11 protein-coding genes and 1 riboswitch are annotated in these 15,648 nt (G+C 73.3%); of the genes, 3 read left to right on the top strand and 8 right to left on the bottom strand.

All coding sequences use genetic code 11. The features are described 5' to 3' along the window. Nucleotides 1-55: 55 nt before the first annotated feature. Nucleotides 56-937 carry a bifunctional methylenetetrahydrofolate dehydrogenase/methenyltetrahydrofolate cyclohydrolase gene (locus CELF_RS05720; RefSeq protein ID WP_013770297.1) on the bottom strand — a complete coding sequence of 294 codons (882 nt, stop codon included), beginning with the start codon at nt 935-937 and terminating at the stop codon, nt 56-58. A 10-nt stretch (nt 938-947) separates the two neighbouring features. Then, nucleotides 948-2,237, bottom strand: coding sequence for a serine hydroxymethyltransferase (gene glyA, locus CELF_RS05715; protein WP_013770296.1), 1,290 nt, complete (start codon nt 2,235-2,237; stop codon nt 948-950). 98 nt (nt 2,238-2,335) lie between these two features. Further along, a riboswitch (ZMP/ZTP riboswitch) is annotated at nt 2,336-2,426 on the bottom strand. A gap of 135 nt (nt 2,427-2,561) precedes the next feature. On the opposite strand from glyA, the gene CELF_RS05710 reads away from it, so the two are divergent. Continuing rightward, a complete protein-coding gene (locus tag CELF_RS05710; protein ID WP_013770295.1) occupies nt 2,562-3,188 on the top strand; it encodes a hypothetical protein in 627 nt (208 codons plus the stop codon). On the opposite strand, the gene CELF_RS05705 is transcribed toward CELF_RS05710, so the two are convergent. Beyond that, on the bottom strand, nt 3,163-3,720 hold the full coding sequence (locus CELF_RS05705) for a MarR family winged helix-turn-helix transcriptional regulator (RefSeq protein WP_049791435.1): 558 nt from the start codon (nt 3,718-3,720) through the stop codon (nt 3,163-3,165). The two genes, CELF_RS05710 and CELF_RS05705, sit on opposite strands and share 26 nt — an antisense overlap. A 40-nt stretch (nt 3,721-3,760) precedes the next feature. On the opposite strand from CELF_RS05705, the gene CELF_RS05700 reads away from it, so the two are divergent. Next, complete coding sequence (locus CELF_RS05700; RefSeq protein ID WP_013770293.1) at nt 3,761-4,699, top strand: DMT family transporter; 939 nt, start codon at nt 3,761-3,763, stop codon at nt 4,697-4,699. On the opposite strand, the gene CELF_RS05695 is transcribed toward CELF_RS05700, so the two are convergent. The 3 genes from CELF_RS05695 to CELF_RS05685 all read right to left on the bottom strand — a co-directional run bounded on the left by CELF_RS05695 (nt 4,594) and on the right by CELF_RS05685 (nt 7,034). Continuing rightward, entirely contained in the window at nt 4,594-5,652 is a 1,059-nt protein-coding gene (locus CELF_RS05695; RefSeq protein ID WP_041553352.1) for a hypothetical protein, read from the bottom strand. The genes CELF_RS05700 and CELF_RS05695 overlap by 106 nt on opposite strands. A gap of 109 nt (nt 5,653-5,761) precedes the next feature. Next, complete coding sequence (locus CELF_RS05690; RefSeq protein WP_013770291.1) at nt 5,762-6,535, bottom strand: aminoglycoside 3'-phosphotransferase; 774 nt, start codon at nt 6,533-6,535, stop codon at nt 5,762-5,764. Between the two features lies 1 nt (nt 6,536). Next, nucleotides 6,537-7,034 carry a GNAT family N-acetyltransferase gene (locus CELF_RS05685; protein ID WP_013770290.1) on the bottom strand — a complete coding sequence of 166 codons (498 nt, stop codon included), beginning with the start codon at nt 7,032-7,034 and terminating at the stop codon, nt 6,537-6,539. Between the two features lie 47 nt (nt 7,035-7,081). On the opposite strand from CELF_RS05685, the gene purU reads away from it, so the two are divergent. Next, nucleotides 7,082-7,957: a formyltetrahydrofolate deformylase gene (gene purU, locus CELF_RS05680; protein WP_013770289.1), complete on the top strand. Its 876-nt coding sequence runs from the start codon at nt 7,082-7,084 to the stop codon at nt 7,955-7,957. A gap of 73 nt (nt 7,958-8,030) precedes the next feature. Here purU and CELF_RS05675 read toward each other — a convergent pair whose 3' ends face one another. Beyond that, the gene (locus CELF_RS05675; RefSeq protein WP_013770288.1) at nt 8,031-9,509 is read right to left on the bottom strand and encodes a S1 family peptidase; all 1,479 of its coding nucleotides are present in this window, start codon (nt 9,507-9,509) and stop codon (nt 8,031-8,033) included. A gap of 213 nt (nt 9,510-9,722) precedes the next feature. Next, entirely contained in the window at nt 9,723-15,644 is a 5,922-nt protein-coding gene (pulA, locus tag CELF_RS05670; RefSeq protein WP_013770287.1) for a pullulanase-type alpha-1,6-glucosidase, read from the bottom strand. Nucleotides 15,645-15,648 lie beyond the last annotated feature (4 nt).

The following is a 15,648-nucleotide window of genomic DNA, read 5'->3' as shown; positions in this document are numbered from 1 at the left end:
CCCGGCACCCGAAGTCATCGGGTGCCGGGGCCTGGGGTCGGCGCGAGGACCCGCGTCAGCCCGCGAGGCGCTCCGCGGTGTCGACGACGTTGGTGAGCAGCATCGCGCGCGTCATGGGCCCGACGCCGCCCGGGTTGGGCGACACCCAGGACGCGATCTCGAGGACCCCCGGGTCGACGTCGCCGACGACGCGGCTCTTGCCGGTCTCCGGGTCGGTCGCGCGGGACACGCCGACGTCGATGACGACGGCACCCGGCTTCACGATGTCGGCCGTGATGATGCCCGGTACGCCCGCGGCGGCGACGATGACGTCGGCGTTGCGGGTGTGCTCGGCGAGGTCCTCGGTGCCCGTGTGCGTGAGCGTGACGGTCGCGTTGATCTCGCGCCGCGTGAGCAGCAGCCCGATCGACCGGCCGACGGTGACGCCGCGACCGACGACGACCACGTCCGCGCCGTGCAGGTCGACGTCGTGCCGCAGCAGCAGGTCGACGATGCCGCGCGGGGTGCACGGCAGCGGGCTGGTGACGGGCTCGTTGACGCGCAGGACGAGACGCCCAAGGTTGGTCGGGTGCAGGCCGTCGGCGTCCTTGTCGGGGTCGACCAGCTCGAGCACGCGGTTGGTGTCGATGCCCCGCGGCAAGGGCAGCTGGACGATGAACCCGGTGCACTCCGGGTCCTCGTTGAGCCGACGCACCGCGGCCTCGATGTCCTCCTGCGTCGCGTCGGCCGGGAGGTCCTCCCGGATCGAGGCGATGCCGACCTCCGCGCAGTCGCGGTGCTTGCCCTCGACGTACCACCGCGAGCCGGGGTCGTCGCCGACGAGCAGCGTGCCCAGCCCGGGCCGGACCCCCCGGGCGGCGAGCGCCGCGACCCGCTCGGTGAGCTCGGCCTTGATCGTCGCCGCGGTGGCCTTGCCGTCGAGCAGCTGTGCCGTCATCCGTGCCGCCTCAGTACTGCTGGAGGCCGGAGTACAGCGGGAACGCCTCGGCGAGCTTGGCCACGCGGGCCCGCAGCGCCTCGACGTCCGTCGCCGCACCGCCGACGAGCGCGGTCGCGATGATGTCCGCGACCTCGGTGAACTCGGCGTCGCCGAAGCCGCGGGTCGCCAGCGCGGGCGTGCCGATCCGCAGGCCCGAGGTGACGCGCGGCGGCCGCGGGTCGAACGGGACGGCGTTGCGGTTCACGGTGATGCCCGCGGCGTGCAGGAGGTCCTCGGCCTGCTGGCCGTCGAGGTCGGAGTGCCGCAGGTCGACGAGGACGAGGTGCACGTCGGTGCCGCCCGTGAGCACGCTGACGCCGGCGTTCGCGACGTCGGCCGCGGTGAGGCGGTCCGCGATGATCCGCGCACCGTCGATCGTCCGCTGCTGGCGGTCCTTGAACTCCTCGGTGCCCGCGACCTTGAACGAGACGGCCTTCGCGGCGATCACGTGCATGAGCGGACCGCCCTGCTGGCCCGGGAAGACGGCGGAGTCGATCTTCTTGGCGTACTCCTCGCGGCTCAGGATGAAGCCCGAGCGGGGGCCGCCGATCGTCTTGTGCACGGTCGAGGACACGACGTCCGCGTGCGGGACCGGCGACGGGTGCAGGCCCGCGGCCACGAGGCCCGCGAAGTGCGCCATGTCGACCCACAGCTTGGCGCCGACCTCGTCGGCGATCTCCCGCATCGCGGCGAAGTCGAGGTGCCGCGGGTAGGCCGACCAGCCACCGATGATGACGTCCGGGCGGTGCGCGAGCGCGGCGGCACGGATGGCCTCGGGCTCGATGCGGAACGTCTGCGGGTCGACGCCGTAGGCGGCCACGTCGTAGAGCTTGCCGGAGAAGTTGATCTTCATGCCGTGCGTCAGGTGGCCGCCGTGCGCGAGCTCGAGGCCCAGGATCTTGTCGCCCGCGTTGATGAGCGCGTGCAGGACGGCCGCGTTGGCCGTGGCGCCCGAGTGCGGCTGGACGTTGGCGTGCTCGGCGCCGAACAGCGCCTTCGCACGGTCGATCGCGATGTTCTCCGCGATGTCGACCTGCTCGCAGCCGCCGTAGTAGCGACGGCCCGGGTAGCCCTCGGCGTACTTGTTGGTGAGGACGGAGCCCTGCGCCTGCAGGACCGCACGGGGCACGAAGTTCTCGGAGGCGATCATCTCGAGCGTGCCCTGCTGGCGGGCGAGCTCGCCGTCGAGGACGGCGGCGATCTCCGGGTCGAGCTCGGAGATGTTCTGGTCGAGGATCGGGGTCTTGTCGGCGCTCATCGGGCGACTCCCTGGGGCATCAGCGGACGGATCTTCTCGTGACGGGAGGTGTGCACCGGCACGCGGGCGGGCACGCACACACTCTCGCTGGTGTGGTGACCGTGGGCCCAGGCGTCCGACCCGAAGTCTGCTGCTGCTGCGTCGCTCCCCGGTGGTGACCCACCCGCTGCGCCAGTCGCGACCGGCCCAGAGTAGCAACCCGGCACGCCACGGCCACGCCCTTCCACCTCGTGGGCGACCTGTGGATGTCGCGCCCGCGGCGGGGACGCCCTCCCCTAGCGTCCCGGCGACGGCGACGGGCCGTCCGGGCAGAGGGAGACGACCGTGCGACGCACCGTCAGCAGCACCGTGAGCACCACCGACCGACGGGTCCTGTGGGCCGTCCTCGCCCTGGGGGTGCTCGTCGCCTGCGTCGTCGCGGCCTGGCTGGCGTCCCCGGGCCGCACGGCGCGCCCCGCGGGCACGAGCGGGCCCGTCGCCGTCGACGGCGACCGACCGGTGCGGATGCTCGGCACCACCGTCCGGACGCCCTGCTTCACCTACGACGTGCCCGACGAGGGCTGGGTGCTGGTCCCGGGCGCGGCGGGCTGCACCACCGCCATCAGCTACGGCGAGGTCGCGGACGACCTGACGACGCTGCACGTGCGCGCGCAGGCCGGGACCACGGGTGGCGACGTCGCGGAGCTGGTCGAGGTGAGTCGCCGGTCGCTGGCCGACGCGGGGATGGACGACTGGGAGGTGGACGTGACGACGGTGGGGGGCCGGACCGTCGTGCGGATGAGCGGTCGCGACGCGTGGGGCTTCCCCCGGGTCACCTACCAGGTGCCGCTCGAGGGCGAGCGGTTCTCGCAGGACGGCCGCGCGTTCGACGCGGTCTGGGTGGACGGGCCGCCGTCGAGCGCCTCGGAGGCGTGGCTCGACGCGGTCATCCGCTCGCTGCGGGTCCGCTGACCGGTGGGCGGCGAGCGCCGTCGCGGGGGTCCTCGAAGACGGCGAGCCAGCGACGCAGGACGCGTTCGAGCTGCTCGGCGTCCGCCGGGTCGAGGGCGTCGAGGAGGCGACGCTCGTTCGCCATGTGGTCGGTGAACGCGGCGTCGATGACCTCGCGCCCGCGCGGCGTGAGGGCGACGACACGGCCCCGCCCGTCGGTCTCGGAGACCCGCCGGGAGACCAGCCCGGCGGCCTCGAGCCGGTCGACGCGCTTGGTCATGGCACCGCTCGTGACGAGCGTGTTCGCGCACAGGTCGCCCGGCGTCCGTTCGTACGGTGCGCCGGCGCGGCGCAGGGTCGCCAGGACGTCGAAGTCGCCCTCGCCGAGACCGTGCCGCCGGTAGACCGCGACGAGCTCCTCCGTGAGGTGACCGGCGACGCGGTGCAGGCGCCCGATGACCCCCTGCGGCCGCACGTCGAGGTCGGGCCGCTCGCTGCGCCAGGCCTCCTGGATGCGGTCGAGCCGGTCGGGGGCGTCGTCGCCGGTCGTCATGGGGTCGATCATATCTTCCAAGGAAGGTATGTTGTCTTCCATGGAAGACAAGTCGCTGCGCTGGTCGCTCCTGACCGCCGTCGCCCCCCTCACGTGGGGCACGACCTACTACGTGACGAAGCACGCGCTGCCGGCCGACTTCCCGCTCTGGGGCTCCGTGCTGCGCGCCCTGCCGGCCGGGCTCGTCCTGCTGCTCCTCGTCCGCCGGCTCCCCCGCGGCGCGTGGTGGTGGCGCTCCCTGGTCCTCGGCACCCTGTCGATGGGCGCGTTCTTCGCGCTGATCTACGTGGCCGCGCAGCTCCTGCCGTCGAGCGTCGCCTCCACGGTCATGGCGACGTCACCCGTCGTCATGATGCTCGTCGCGTGGGCGCTGCTCGCGCAGAAGCCCCGCGCGCTCGGGCTCGCCGGTGCCGGGCTCGGCGTCGTGGGCGTCGCGGCCATGCTGCTCACGGGTGGCGGTGAGATCCAGCCGCTCGGCGTCGCCGCGTCCGTCGCCGCGATGCTCATGTCCAGCCTCGGCTTCGTGCTCGCCACTCGCTGGGCCGGCGGCGTCGACGTCGTCTCGTCGACCGCGTGGCAGCTCGTCGCGGGCGGGCTCGTGCTCGTCCCCTTCGCCGTCGCCGTCGAGGGCGGGCCGCCGCCGCTGGACGCCCGGGCGCTGCTCGGCTTCGCCTACGTCTCGCTCGTCGCGACCGCGGTCGCGTACCTCGCGTGGTTCACCGGCCTGCGCAGGCTGCCCGCCGGCACCGTCGGCCTGGTCGGGCTCCTCAACCCCGTCGCGGGCGTGCTCGTCGGCGTCGCCGTCGCGGGCGAGCGGCTCGGGCCGCTGCAGGTCGCGGGCCTCGTCGTCGTGCTGCTCGGCGTGCTCCTCGGTCAGCCCGCCGCCGACCGGCTCCTGCGCGCCCGGCGCTCGCGCTTCGTGGACGTGAGGGAGCCCGAGGAGCTGACCAGCAGCATCCCCGCCACGGCGAGCCGCTGACCCTGCCACTGGTCCGCTCGTGAGAAGCGCGCCAGCCAACGGGGGCCACCGCGCCGACGGACGACGAGCGGCACCAGGACGAGCGCGAGAACACCGACGGACGGCAGCAGCCGCACGGCCGCCTTCGCGGGCTCGGCCAGCACCGCGAGCACGGACAACCATGCCCACAGGAGCGCGGACACGCTGCCGATCGTGACGACGATCCACGAGCGCGGCACGGCCAGGCAGCCACCGAGAAGGGCTCCGAGCGCGAGCAGGACGACGAGCGCCAACATCATCCCCACCGCCGCCGAAGCGGCGTTCTCACCGACAGGCGACCCGGCGAGCACCGCGACCCCGACCGCGGCGGCGCTCAGCATCACGCCGACGCCTGCGGCGACCAGCACGAGCGGGAGGAGGAGCGGCCACAGACGGGCCGCGACGTGACGTCGCCAGGCTGGTTCGCCCACGGGAATGCCGCCGTTCAGCCAGGCGAGCCGCTCGTCGACGAGCCACTGCCGGTACCGCGTGATCACCCGTTCGTGACGGGCGAGCGAGTCAGGCACCCGCTGACCGCCGGAGTCCAGCCAGAGGACCTGTGACAGTCCCCCGAGAAACGCGTTGACCTGGGCCAGCGACACGCTCAGCAGCACCGTCGCGACCCTCGAGCCCCCGGCACCGGAACCGAGGACCGCGTCGACGGCGATCCAGAGACCAGCGCAGGTGGCGACGATCCCAGCGACCACGCTGGTGACCGCCAGCGCACGCTCCTGGATCGCCTCCTCGAACGAGGCACCGTTGATGACGGCCGTCCCGGCGCTCCGGACGATGATGGCCTGGAACGACAGCGCGAACGCCAGGACCGCCAGTCCTTCCCTCGCCGGGACTCGGGGCACAGCCGTCACGGCGGGGAGCCAGTCGCCCGTGGTCACGACGGCCAGCGTGGCCGTCGTGACCACGGCGAGCAGCCACATCGAGCCGCTGACTGACAGGCTCCGGCGGACGAGTGCTCGGGACGCCTGGACCCTGTCGCGCGTGCTCGGCGTTCGGCGTGGTGGCCGTGCGGGTGCCGTCATCGCGCCGTCAGGTGGCATCCCACAACCGCCGGTAGTAGTCCGTGCGTGCGGGGTCGGGCGCGACCCCGTAGGCGTCGAGTAGCGGCTCCTCGTAGCCCGGCCCGTAGTTCCACAGGGTGCTGTAGGTCGCGACGGCCAGGTCCGCCCAGCGGTCGGCGACGCCCAGAGCACCGAGGTCGACGTGCGCGAGCCACGAGCCGTCGTCCGCCAGGAGCGTGTTGGGCGCGCAGGCGTCGCCGTGGCACACCACGAGCCGGTCGACCGGCGGCGGCTCCCCCAGCGCAGCCCGCTCCGGCGACCGGCCGCCCTCGCGCGCGTCCGCCACCGCCAGCCGCCGCGGGACGCCCCAGTCGAACGGGCACCCGTCGAGCGGGAGCGCGTCGTGCATCGCCCGCAGCCCGGCCCCGATCGCCCGCACCGCCGTCAGGGGCTCGTCGAGCCAGCGCGGGTCCACGGCACTGCGCCCGGCGAGCGGGTGCGTCACGATCCACGCGCCCTCGTCGTCGGCGCCCGCCTCCAGCACGGTCGGCACGGGCGTGAAGCGCGCCGCCCAGCGCAGCCGCACCACCTCGGCGTCGAGGTCGAGCGGCAACCCGGTGGGCACCCACTTGACGAAGCGCTCGGGCTCGTCGAGCAGGAACGTCAGCCCGCCGAGCTCGTTGCGCCACACGACCTCACGCACACCGCCCATGCCCGCCACGGCTCGCGGCACGACCGCCGGGTCCACCGGCCGCCCCGCGAGCTCCGCACCCGCGACGGGCACACGCCCGGAGCCGGGCACGTCAGGCGTCGGCGCGCTCGTCGTCGCCGAGGATCTTGCGCAGGTACGCATACGTCAGGTCGCCCGCGAGCTTGTCGTGCTGGTGCTCGTAGCCGTGCTTCTCGTACAGCGAGATGTTGTGCAGCGAGTCGCGTCCCGTGAAGACCCAGACCTCTTCGATGCCGTCGGGCAGGATCGGCAGGATCGCCATGAGCAGGCGCGTGCCCACCCCCTTGCCCTGCAGGTCCGGGGCGACCGCGAACCGGCCGAGGGTCGCCTTGGTGCCCTCGGTGACGACGCGGATCGAGCCGATGAGGCGGTGGCCCGACCACGCGCCGAGCGTGATGACGCCGTCCGCCGTCAGGTCGGCGCGGAGCTCGTCGAGCGTCTGCGTCAGCGGCGGGATGTGGGGGTCCCCGTACTGCTGCGCCTCCGTGACGAACGCGGCGCGGCGCAGCGTGAGGAGCTCGCCCGCGTCGTCGAGGGAGACCGTGCGGATGTCCAGGTCGGCCTGCGTCATGGCGTCATCGTCTCAGCCCCTCGCGCGGGCGCACTACTCTCAGGGTCGTGTCCGACGCCGCGTCTCAGCATGCAGATGAGCCCACCCACTGGGTCCTGACCCTGTCCTGCCCCGACCGTCCGGGGATCGTGCGGGCCGTCGCGGGCGTGCTCGCGGACCACGGCGGGAACATCACCGAGTCGCAGCAGTTCGGCGACCCGCTGTCGGGGCTGTTCTTCATGCGGGTCCAGGTGTCCGCGTACGCGCCGCGCGAGGTGCTGGCCGGCGCCATGAGCACGGTCGCCCGCACGTTCGCCATGACGTGGTCGCTCGACGTCGTCGGCCGGCCCGTGCGCACGCTCGTCATGGGCTCGACCGCGGCGCACTGCCTCAACGACCTCGCGTTCCGGCAGCGCTCCGAGAAGCTGCCCGTCGACCTCGTCGCCGTCGTGTCCAACCACACCTCGCTCGCGCCGCTCGCCGAGTTCTACGACATCCCGTTCCACCACGTCCCGGTGACGTCCGCGACCAAGGCGCAGGCCGAGGCACGGCTGCTGGAGCTCGTCGAGGAGCTCGACGTCGAGCTCGTCGTCCTGGCGCGCTACATGCAGATCCTGTCCGACGACCTGTGCCGCCGCCTCGCGGGCCGGGTCATCAACATCCACCACTCGTTCCTGCCGTCGTTCAAGGGCGCGCGCCCCTACGCGCAGGCCCACGACCGCGGCGTCAAGCTCATCGGCGCGACCGCGCACTACGTCACGGGCGACCTCGACGAGGGGCCGATCATCGAGCAGGACGTCGAGCGGGTCGACCACACGCGCTCGGTCGACGACCTCGTCGCGCTCGGGCAGGACGTCGAGCGCCGGGCGCTGGCGCGGGCCGTCCGCTGGCACGCCGAGCACCGCGTCCTGCTCGACGGGCACCGCACGATCGTCTTCCGGTAGGCGACCCGTCCGGCGCACGGCGACGGGCCCGCCGCCCCCGCAGGGGTGACGGGCCCGTCGGCGTGCCGGGAGGTCAGGGCGTGGTCGCGCCCAGGGTGTAGGAGCCGGAGCCCGCGTAGGCGTACACGCCGTACCGGTACTGGCCGGCGGTGCCGGTGTAGCTGATCGTCTCGTCGGCCGACGAGGACGTCGCCGACGCGACCGACGCCCACGAGGACCCGTTCCACTTCTGCAGGTAGAGGTCGAAGTCGGAGCCGGTGGGGCCGTCGAGGCACAGGCGGATCGTGCCGCTCGAGGACACGGTGACGTAGCTGCCGCTCGGCTGGATCGCGGAGCGCCCGGTGCTGAGCGAACCCGTGTAGGTGCGCGCGTAGCCCGAGCAGCCGGTCGGCGGCGGCGGGGTCGTGCCGCCGGAGGTGACGAGCGTCAGGCCGTAGGCGGAGAGCGCCTCGTTGACGGGCTGGAAGTACGTGGTGCCGCCGCTGGAGCAGTTGCCGGAGCCGCCCGACGTCATGCCCTGCGCCTGGTTGCCGGCGACGAGCGAGCCGCCCGAGTCGCCGGGCTCGGCGCACACGTTCGTGCGGATGAGGCCGGAGACGCTGCCCTCGGCGTAGTTGACGGTCGCGTTGAACGCCTGGATGGTGCCGCACCGCCAGCCGGTGGTGGAGCCCGAGCGGCACACGGTCGCACCGACGGCGGCCTGGGTCGAGCCGGCGACGGCGACCGTGCCGCCGCTGTAGTTGTTCACCGCGCCGACGGGCGTGTTGCCCGACGCGACCCGCACCCACGCGTAGTCGTTGCCCGGGAAGCTCGAGCCGGCGAACGTGCCCGACGGGCTCGTCGTGGCCGCGCCGGTGCGGCCGCAGTGCCCGGCGGTCACGAAGCCCCCGGTGACGGCGAACCCGACGGAGCAGCGGCCGCCGCCGATGTAGTACGCGTTGCCCCCGATGACGTCGATGAACGTGCGCGGGGCCTCGGTCGTCTCGACGACACGGACGGCGTCGGCCGGGACGCCCGCGGCTGCGACCAGCGAGCGCGCCTGCTCGACCGCGCCCGCGGTGGCGTTGACGACGACGCTGTTGGTGGTCACGTCGACGTACCAGGACGGGACGGTCGCGGCGACGGGCGTGAGGGCGGCGTCGAGGCCGGCGCGCCACCCGTCGAGCTCGGCGAGCGTGTGGGCGGCGACGACCGGGCGTGCGCCGGCGGCGCGCACGGCGGGCCCGTCGGCGGCGTCGGTGACGGCCACGTGCAGGACGTTCGCCTTCGGGTCGAGCCAGGCGCCGGCCCAGTCGGCGCCGATGCGGGCCTGCAGCGTCTGCTCGGTCTCCGCGGCGGCGGCCTGGAACGCGAGGCGGTCCTGCGCGGCGCTCCGCGACATGCCCAGGTCGCGCTGCATGGCGTCGAGCACGCCGTTCGCGACCTTGGGCGCGGAGGTGGGGCCGGGGGCGTCGACGTCGGGGTCGGGCGACGCCGCCCAGCCGGCGGCGGGGACGAGGGCGAGCGCGGTGGCGAGCCCGGCGATGGCGATGGTGTGTCGCATGCGTCTCATGTCACAGCTCCGTAAGTAGACGAATGACTGGTGTCATCGACTGGTGCGACACGGATGCTACTGGGCGGTAGCGCTCCCGCGGAACGGTGACTTTCCGGGCATCTCGGCATCTCTCGGAGCACGACAAGGGGCCCGCACCCCTCCTCCGGTGCGGGCCCCTCGCGGTGCGGCGGCGCGGGGTGGGAGCTGCGGATCCCCCACCCCGCGACCACATCAGCCGCCGAACCAGCCGAGCAGCCACCTCCACGAGGCGCCCGGCCCGTCCTCACCGAACCAGTCCCGCACGCCGTCCCACCAGTGGGACGGGTGGTGCGAGCCGGTCGTGTCCTTCTCGACGAGCACTGCCACCGTACGGGCTGGCACCGTCACGGCGCCCGTCGACCGGTCCCACGTCGTCGCCTTGACCACCGAGTCGCCGCCCCGCGCCTGCACCGTCGAGAGCGTGTACCGGTCGCCCGCGAGCGCCGGGATCGTCTGCGTCGTCGCCTCGTCGGAGGCGTTGACGACCACGAGCAGCCCGTCGAGCTTCCGGTCGACGTCGCGGTCCCAACGCCGCGTCTCCCGGTTCCAGCCGCCCTCGTCGGCCACGTGCATGACGACCACGCCCGGGTCGGCGTCGGGGCCGGAGCCCGGGAACGTCACCTTCCGCTCGATGAGGTCGGCGGAGCCGAGCCGGAACAGGGGCGTCGAGAACCGCAGACGGAGCAGGTCCTCCGCGGCCGCCGAGGCCGCCGCGATGTCCGCCGGCGCGGGCTTGAGGGCCGGGTCGGCGAGCAGCGGCTGCTGGAACGCCCACTTGGCCTCGTTGTCGGGCCGCGGCGGCAGGCCGCGACCGAAGCCGTTGTCCTGCATCGACGGGTCGAACAGGTTGAACCAGTCGCCCGAGTCGTAGGAGTTGCGGTCGAGCGACTTGCTGCGCAGCAGGTCGGCGCCCGCGTGCCAGAAGCTCGGCGTCTGCGCCAGCGCCGTGGTGGACAGCGCGACGGTGTTCATCCGCACGCGGTCCGCCATGGTCGTCGACTGCGGGAGCTTGTACGTCAGCGCGTCGAACAGCGTCTCGTTGTCGTGCGCGTCGACGTAGGTGACGACCTCCTCCGGCGAGTCCGCGTAGCCCGCCGGCTGGCCGTTGTAGTCCAGCTCGTCTCCCGCCTGGACCTCCCCCGCCGAGGTGAGGAACGCGTAGTCCCGCAGGTTGCCGGCCATGCCGAGCCGCACCAGGTCGGCCGCGTGCTGGACACGAGCGAGCTGCTCGGCCTCGGTGCCGTTGACCGGGTCGCCGTTCGGGTCGGTGTACGCCCCCGAGCCGAAGCCCTGGATGCGCGGGTTCTCGTCGAACGGGCCGCCGCCGCGGACCGCGTCGCGCAGCCGGTCGGAGAACGTGCCGATCCCCGTCCCGCCGAGCTGCCCCTGCGTGGCCTGGTAGAAGAGCCGGTTGTCGGCGACCTCGCCGAAGTTCCAGCCCTCGCCGTACAGGTAGACCTTGCGGCCGTCGACGCCGTCCTTCTTCGGCGTCAGCCCGTCGAGAGCGTCGCGGACCGCCTCCATGGTGTCGCGCGAGTGGTGGCCCATGAGGTCGAAGCGGAACCCGTCGACCTTGTAGTCACGAGCCCACGTGACGACCGAGTCGACCATCATCTTCTCGGCCATGCGGTGCTCCGTCGCGACGTTCTGGCAGCACGTGGACGTCTCGACCGCACCGGTCGCGTTGAGCCGGTGGTAGTAGCCGGGGACCACGCGGTCGAGGACCGACTTCGGGTCCTGGCCGCTCGCCGCGGTGTGGTTGAACACCTGGTCGAGCACGACCTGCAGGCCGTCGGCGTGCAGCGCCCCCACCATCGTGCGGAACTCCGCGACGCGCGCTCCGCCGTCGGCGTCGACCGCGTACGAGCCCTCGGGCGTCGTCCAGTGCAGCGGGTCGTAGCCCCAGTTGAAGCCGTCCTGCGCGGCCACCGCGGTGACGCACGCCTGCTGCTCGGGCGAGTCCGGCGGGAACGCGGCGAGGTCGCACTGCGGCGTCGCCTGGTCGGCGCGGTCCTCGGGGATCGTGGCGATGTCGAACGTGGGCAGCAGGTGCACGGTCGTCAGCCCGGCGTCGGCGAGCGAGCGCAGGTGCTGGCGCCCGGCGCCGTCCGTCGCGAACGCGAGGTACGTGCCGCGCTTCTCGGCCGGGACGGTCGGGTCGCTGATCGAGAAGTCGCGGACGTGCAGCTCGTAGATCGTCTGGTCGACGGGCCGCACGACGGGCTGCTTCGCCTTCTCCCACTGCTTCGGGCGGTACTCCTTGTCCGCCAGGTCGACCAGCACCGAGTGCGTGCTGTCGAGGGTGAGCGCGACCGAGTACGGGTCGGTCACCCGGTTGACCTCGACGGCGTCCGTCGTCGGGGCGTACACCGTGACCTCCCACAGGTAGGCCGCGCCCTTCCACGACTTCTTCCCGGCGACGGTCCACGTGCCGTCGTCCTGGAGCTCCGCCGCGACGCGCTGCGGCTCTGCGGAGGTGTCCACCGCACCGGACCGGTTCGCCGGCCAGAGCAGCAGGTGCACGTCCTGGGCCGTCGGCGCCCACAGCGCGAGCGTCGGGACGCCCTTGCGCCACGTGGTGCCCAGCGCCCGGTCGGACGCGTCGTCGGCGTACAGGTCGTCGAGCACGCCCGGGACCTGCACACCGGTCGCCGCCTGGAGCGCGCCGTCCGCCGCCTCCTGGGTGACGAGCAGCTCGCCGCGCAGCAGCTCGCGAGCGTCGTCGGCCGACGCGTCGACCCGCAGCGCGAGGTAGCCCGCGAGCGCCGGGAAGCGTTCGAGCTGCGCGTCGCTGAGCCCGTCGGGGTCGTAGGTGAGGTCGACGGTCGTCGTCGCGCCGGTCACCGCCCCGTCGGTCACGCCGAGCGAGCCGTCCGGCGCACCGTGCAGGTGCCACGTCGAGGCCGCCGGGTCGGTCGCCCACTCGGCGGGCCACGCGATCGTCTCCGCGTCGATCCACTGCGCCCGCTCCTCGCCCGTGCCGGGCAGCGGCGGGTCGGTGACCTCGACCGTGAGGACGTGCGTCGCGAGGACGTAGGAGAACGTCACGGGCTTGCCGCCGGGCACGGTGAACGGGATGTTCGCGCCGCCCGGGGCGCCGCCCGCGCCGTAGTTCTCGTCCCACGACAGGCCGTGCGCGACCTTGGCCTCGTACGCGCCCGCGGGGATCTTGTCCGTCGTGAACGTGTAGGTGCCGTCGCCGTCCGGGTCCTGCAGCCACGTCCTCAGGCAGTCGGGCGACCAGTCGGCCGCGCAGCCCAGCTCGGAGTTGTGCGAGCCCGGGACCGTGAGGACCGGGCCCTGCGCGGTCGACGTGAACCAGTGCGTGACCGGGTCGTAGTAGAAGGTCACGGCGGTCGGCGCCGCCAGCGTGTACGTGACGTTCGCACCGTCGCGCACTCCACCCGCGCCGTAGTTCTCGGTCCAGGAGCCGCCGATGGCGACCTTGTACTCGTACGAGCCGGCGGGCAGCGTGAACGTGCCCGCGTAGACGCCGTCGGCCCGGTAGGTCAGGCGCGCGGTCTCGCACGCCGGTGCCCAGTCGCCTGCGCAGCCCATCTCGCTGTTGTGGCTGCCCGGCACCGACACGACGAGGTCGCCCGGGTCGGGGCCCTCGTCCACGTCGCCGTCGACGCGGATGCCGACGCTGCCGAACGTCGAGGCCGCCGACCGGTGGCCGGCCGCGTCGACCGTGACCGCGCGGTACTCGACGAGCGTGCCGCGGTCGAGGTCCGTGACGTCGTGGTAGACGCGCGGGCTGGTCGTCTCGGACGTCCCGAGCGCGGTCCAGCCGGTGTCACCCACGACGCGGTAGGCGAACGACGTCTGGCTCCACATGTCGTCCGCGACGTCGGCGCCGACGGGAGCGACGCCGCTCACGGCCGCACCCGCACCGGGCACGTCGACAGTGATCGGACCAGCGGTGGCCGGGGCGCCGACCGTCGTCCCGGCGCGCAGCACGACCGCCGACAGCGCGGGGATCGTGAGCGGCACCGTGCCGTCGGCCGCGGCCGTGACCGTGCCGGTCGTGCCGTAGAGGCCGGTGAACGTCGCGCCCGGGGTGAGCGTGTCGACCGTGACCGTCGCCGGCGCCGTGCCGTTGTTGAGCGCGACGAGGTGCTCGACCTTCTCCGACGCGTCGACGCGCGAGAACGCGTAGACGCCGCCGTCGGAGTAGCGCTCGATCTGCGCACCCGTGCGCAGCGCGGGCGTCTCGGCGCGCAGCGCTGCGAGGTCCGCGATGGTCCGGTAGAGCACCGTGTCGGTGTCGTAGCGGTCGACCGCACCGGCGGTCGTGCCGTCGAGCAGCGCCTGGTCGGCGTACTCGTCGACCTGCGTCGCGAACAGCGACTGGCGCGCGTCCTTGTCCGTGCCGTTGAGCGAGCCGTCACCGACGAAACCCTGCTCGTCGCCGTAGTAGACGACCGGCTGCCCACGCGTCAGGTACATGAGCGCGTGGGCGAGCTGCGAGCGCGCCTGCGGGTCGCTCGCGTTCTTGACGAAGTAGCCGATGCGGCCCATGTCGTGGTTGCCGAGGAACGTCGGCAGCGCCTGCGCGTTCGACGTCGGGGTCGTGTAGTAGTCGTCGCCCGCGAACAGGGTCGACAGCGCCTCGGCCGACGAGGAGCCGCCCGCGTACCCCGCGGCGGCCGACTGGAACGTGAAGTCGAGGACCGCGTTCATGTCGGTCCGGCGCACGTACGGCGACAGCTTCGCCGGGTCGGCGTCGTACACCTCGCCGAACATGAAGAAGTCGGGGTTGCCGACCGACGCGGCGTGCTCGCCGATCGCGGTGGCCCACTCCTGCCAGAACTCGAAGTTCACGTGCTTCGCGGTGTCGATGCGGAACCCGTCGATGCCGAGGTCCACCCACGCCTCGTAGACGTCCTCGAACCCGTCCACCACGGTCGGGTGCTCGGTCATGAGGTCGTCGAGGCCCGAGAAGTCGCCGTACGTGACGGACTCGCCCGTCCACGTCGAGTTGCCGCGGTTGTGGTACAGCGTCGGGTCGTTGAGCCAGGCCGGGACCTTGACGTCCGCGTCGGCCGGGTCGACCACCGGCGTGTACGGGAACGACGTCGCGGGGTCGAGCGCGGGGAAGTCACCGGTACCGGCGTAGTCGCCCGGGTCGAACGGCGTGCCGTCGGCCGCCCGGTACGGGTCCGTGGCCTGGTCGACGTAGCCGTACGTGCCCTCGGCGTAGTCGATGACGTCCGCCGTGTGGTTCGTGATGATGTCGAAGTACACGTCGATCCCGCGGGCGTGGGCCTCGTCGATGAGGGCCTCGAGCTCGGCGTTCGTGCCGAGGTGCGGGTCGATCTGCGTGAAGTCGGTGATCCAGTACCCGTGGTACCCGGCGGACGCGTCCGCGCCGGTCCCCTGCACCGGGTTGTTCTTGAAGGACGGCGTCAGCCAGATCGCCGACGTGCCGAGCCCTTCGACGTAGTCGAGCCGCTCGCGCAGACCGGCGATGTCGCCGCCGTGGTAGAAGCCCTTGTCGGTCGGGTCGAGACCCGTCGTGAGGCGGTCGCCCGTGAGCCCGCCGGTGTCGTTCGACGGGTCCGCGTTGGCGAACCGGTCCGTCATGACGAAGTAGAAGCTCTTGCCCGCGCCCGGGTCGCGGACGGGCTCCGCGACGAGCGCCGCGTCGGCGTCGGTGTAGCCGCCGCCCAGCCCGAGCGGCGTGACCGAGGTGCGGTGCGTCGCGTCGTCGTACGTGACGCGCAGCGTGGTGGGTCCGGCGAGGACGAGCGGGCTGTTGTCGCCCGAGCCGTCGACGCCGTACGACTCGTCCCACGCGTCGTTGAGCGCGACCTTGTACTCCCAGGCGCCCGCGGGGACCTCGAAGTCGGCCGTGAACCGGCCGTCGCCCGTCGGGGCGAGCTCCGTGGCGGCGCAGTCGGGTGCCCAGTCGCCGGCGCAGCCGAGCTCCGACTGCAGGCTGCCGACGAGGGCGGCTGTGGTCGCGACGGCGGCGGCGGGCGGCGCGGTCGCCGCGGCGAGGGCGGCGGTGCCGACGAGCCCGGCTCCGACCGCGAGGGCGGTGAGCCCGGCGGTGAGCCGTCGTCCGGTCGGGGCGGGTCCTCCCGCAGGGGCAAGGGGGCGGCGCGACATGGCG

Origin of the sequence: Cellulomonas fimi ATCC 484, from assembly GCF_000212695.1 — a bacterium.
GTDB lineage: Bacteria > Actinomycetota > Actinomycetes > Actinomycetales > Cellulomonadaceae > Cellulomonas > Cellulomonas fimi.
The sequence above is the reverse complement of the archived record's forward strand: the minus strand, read 5'-3'. Positions and strand labels throughout refer to the sequence as shown.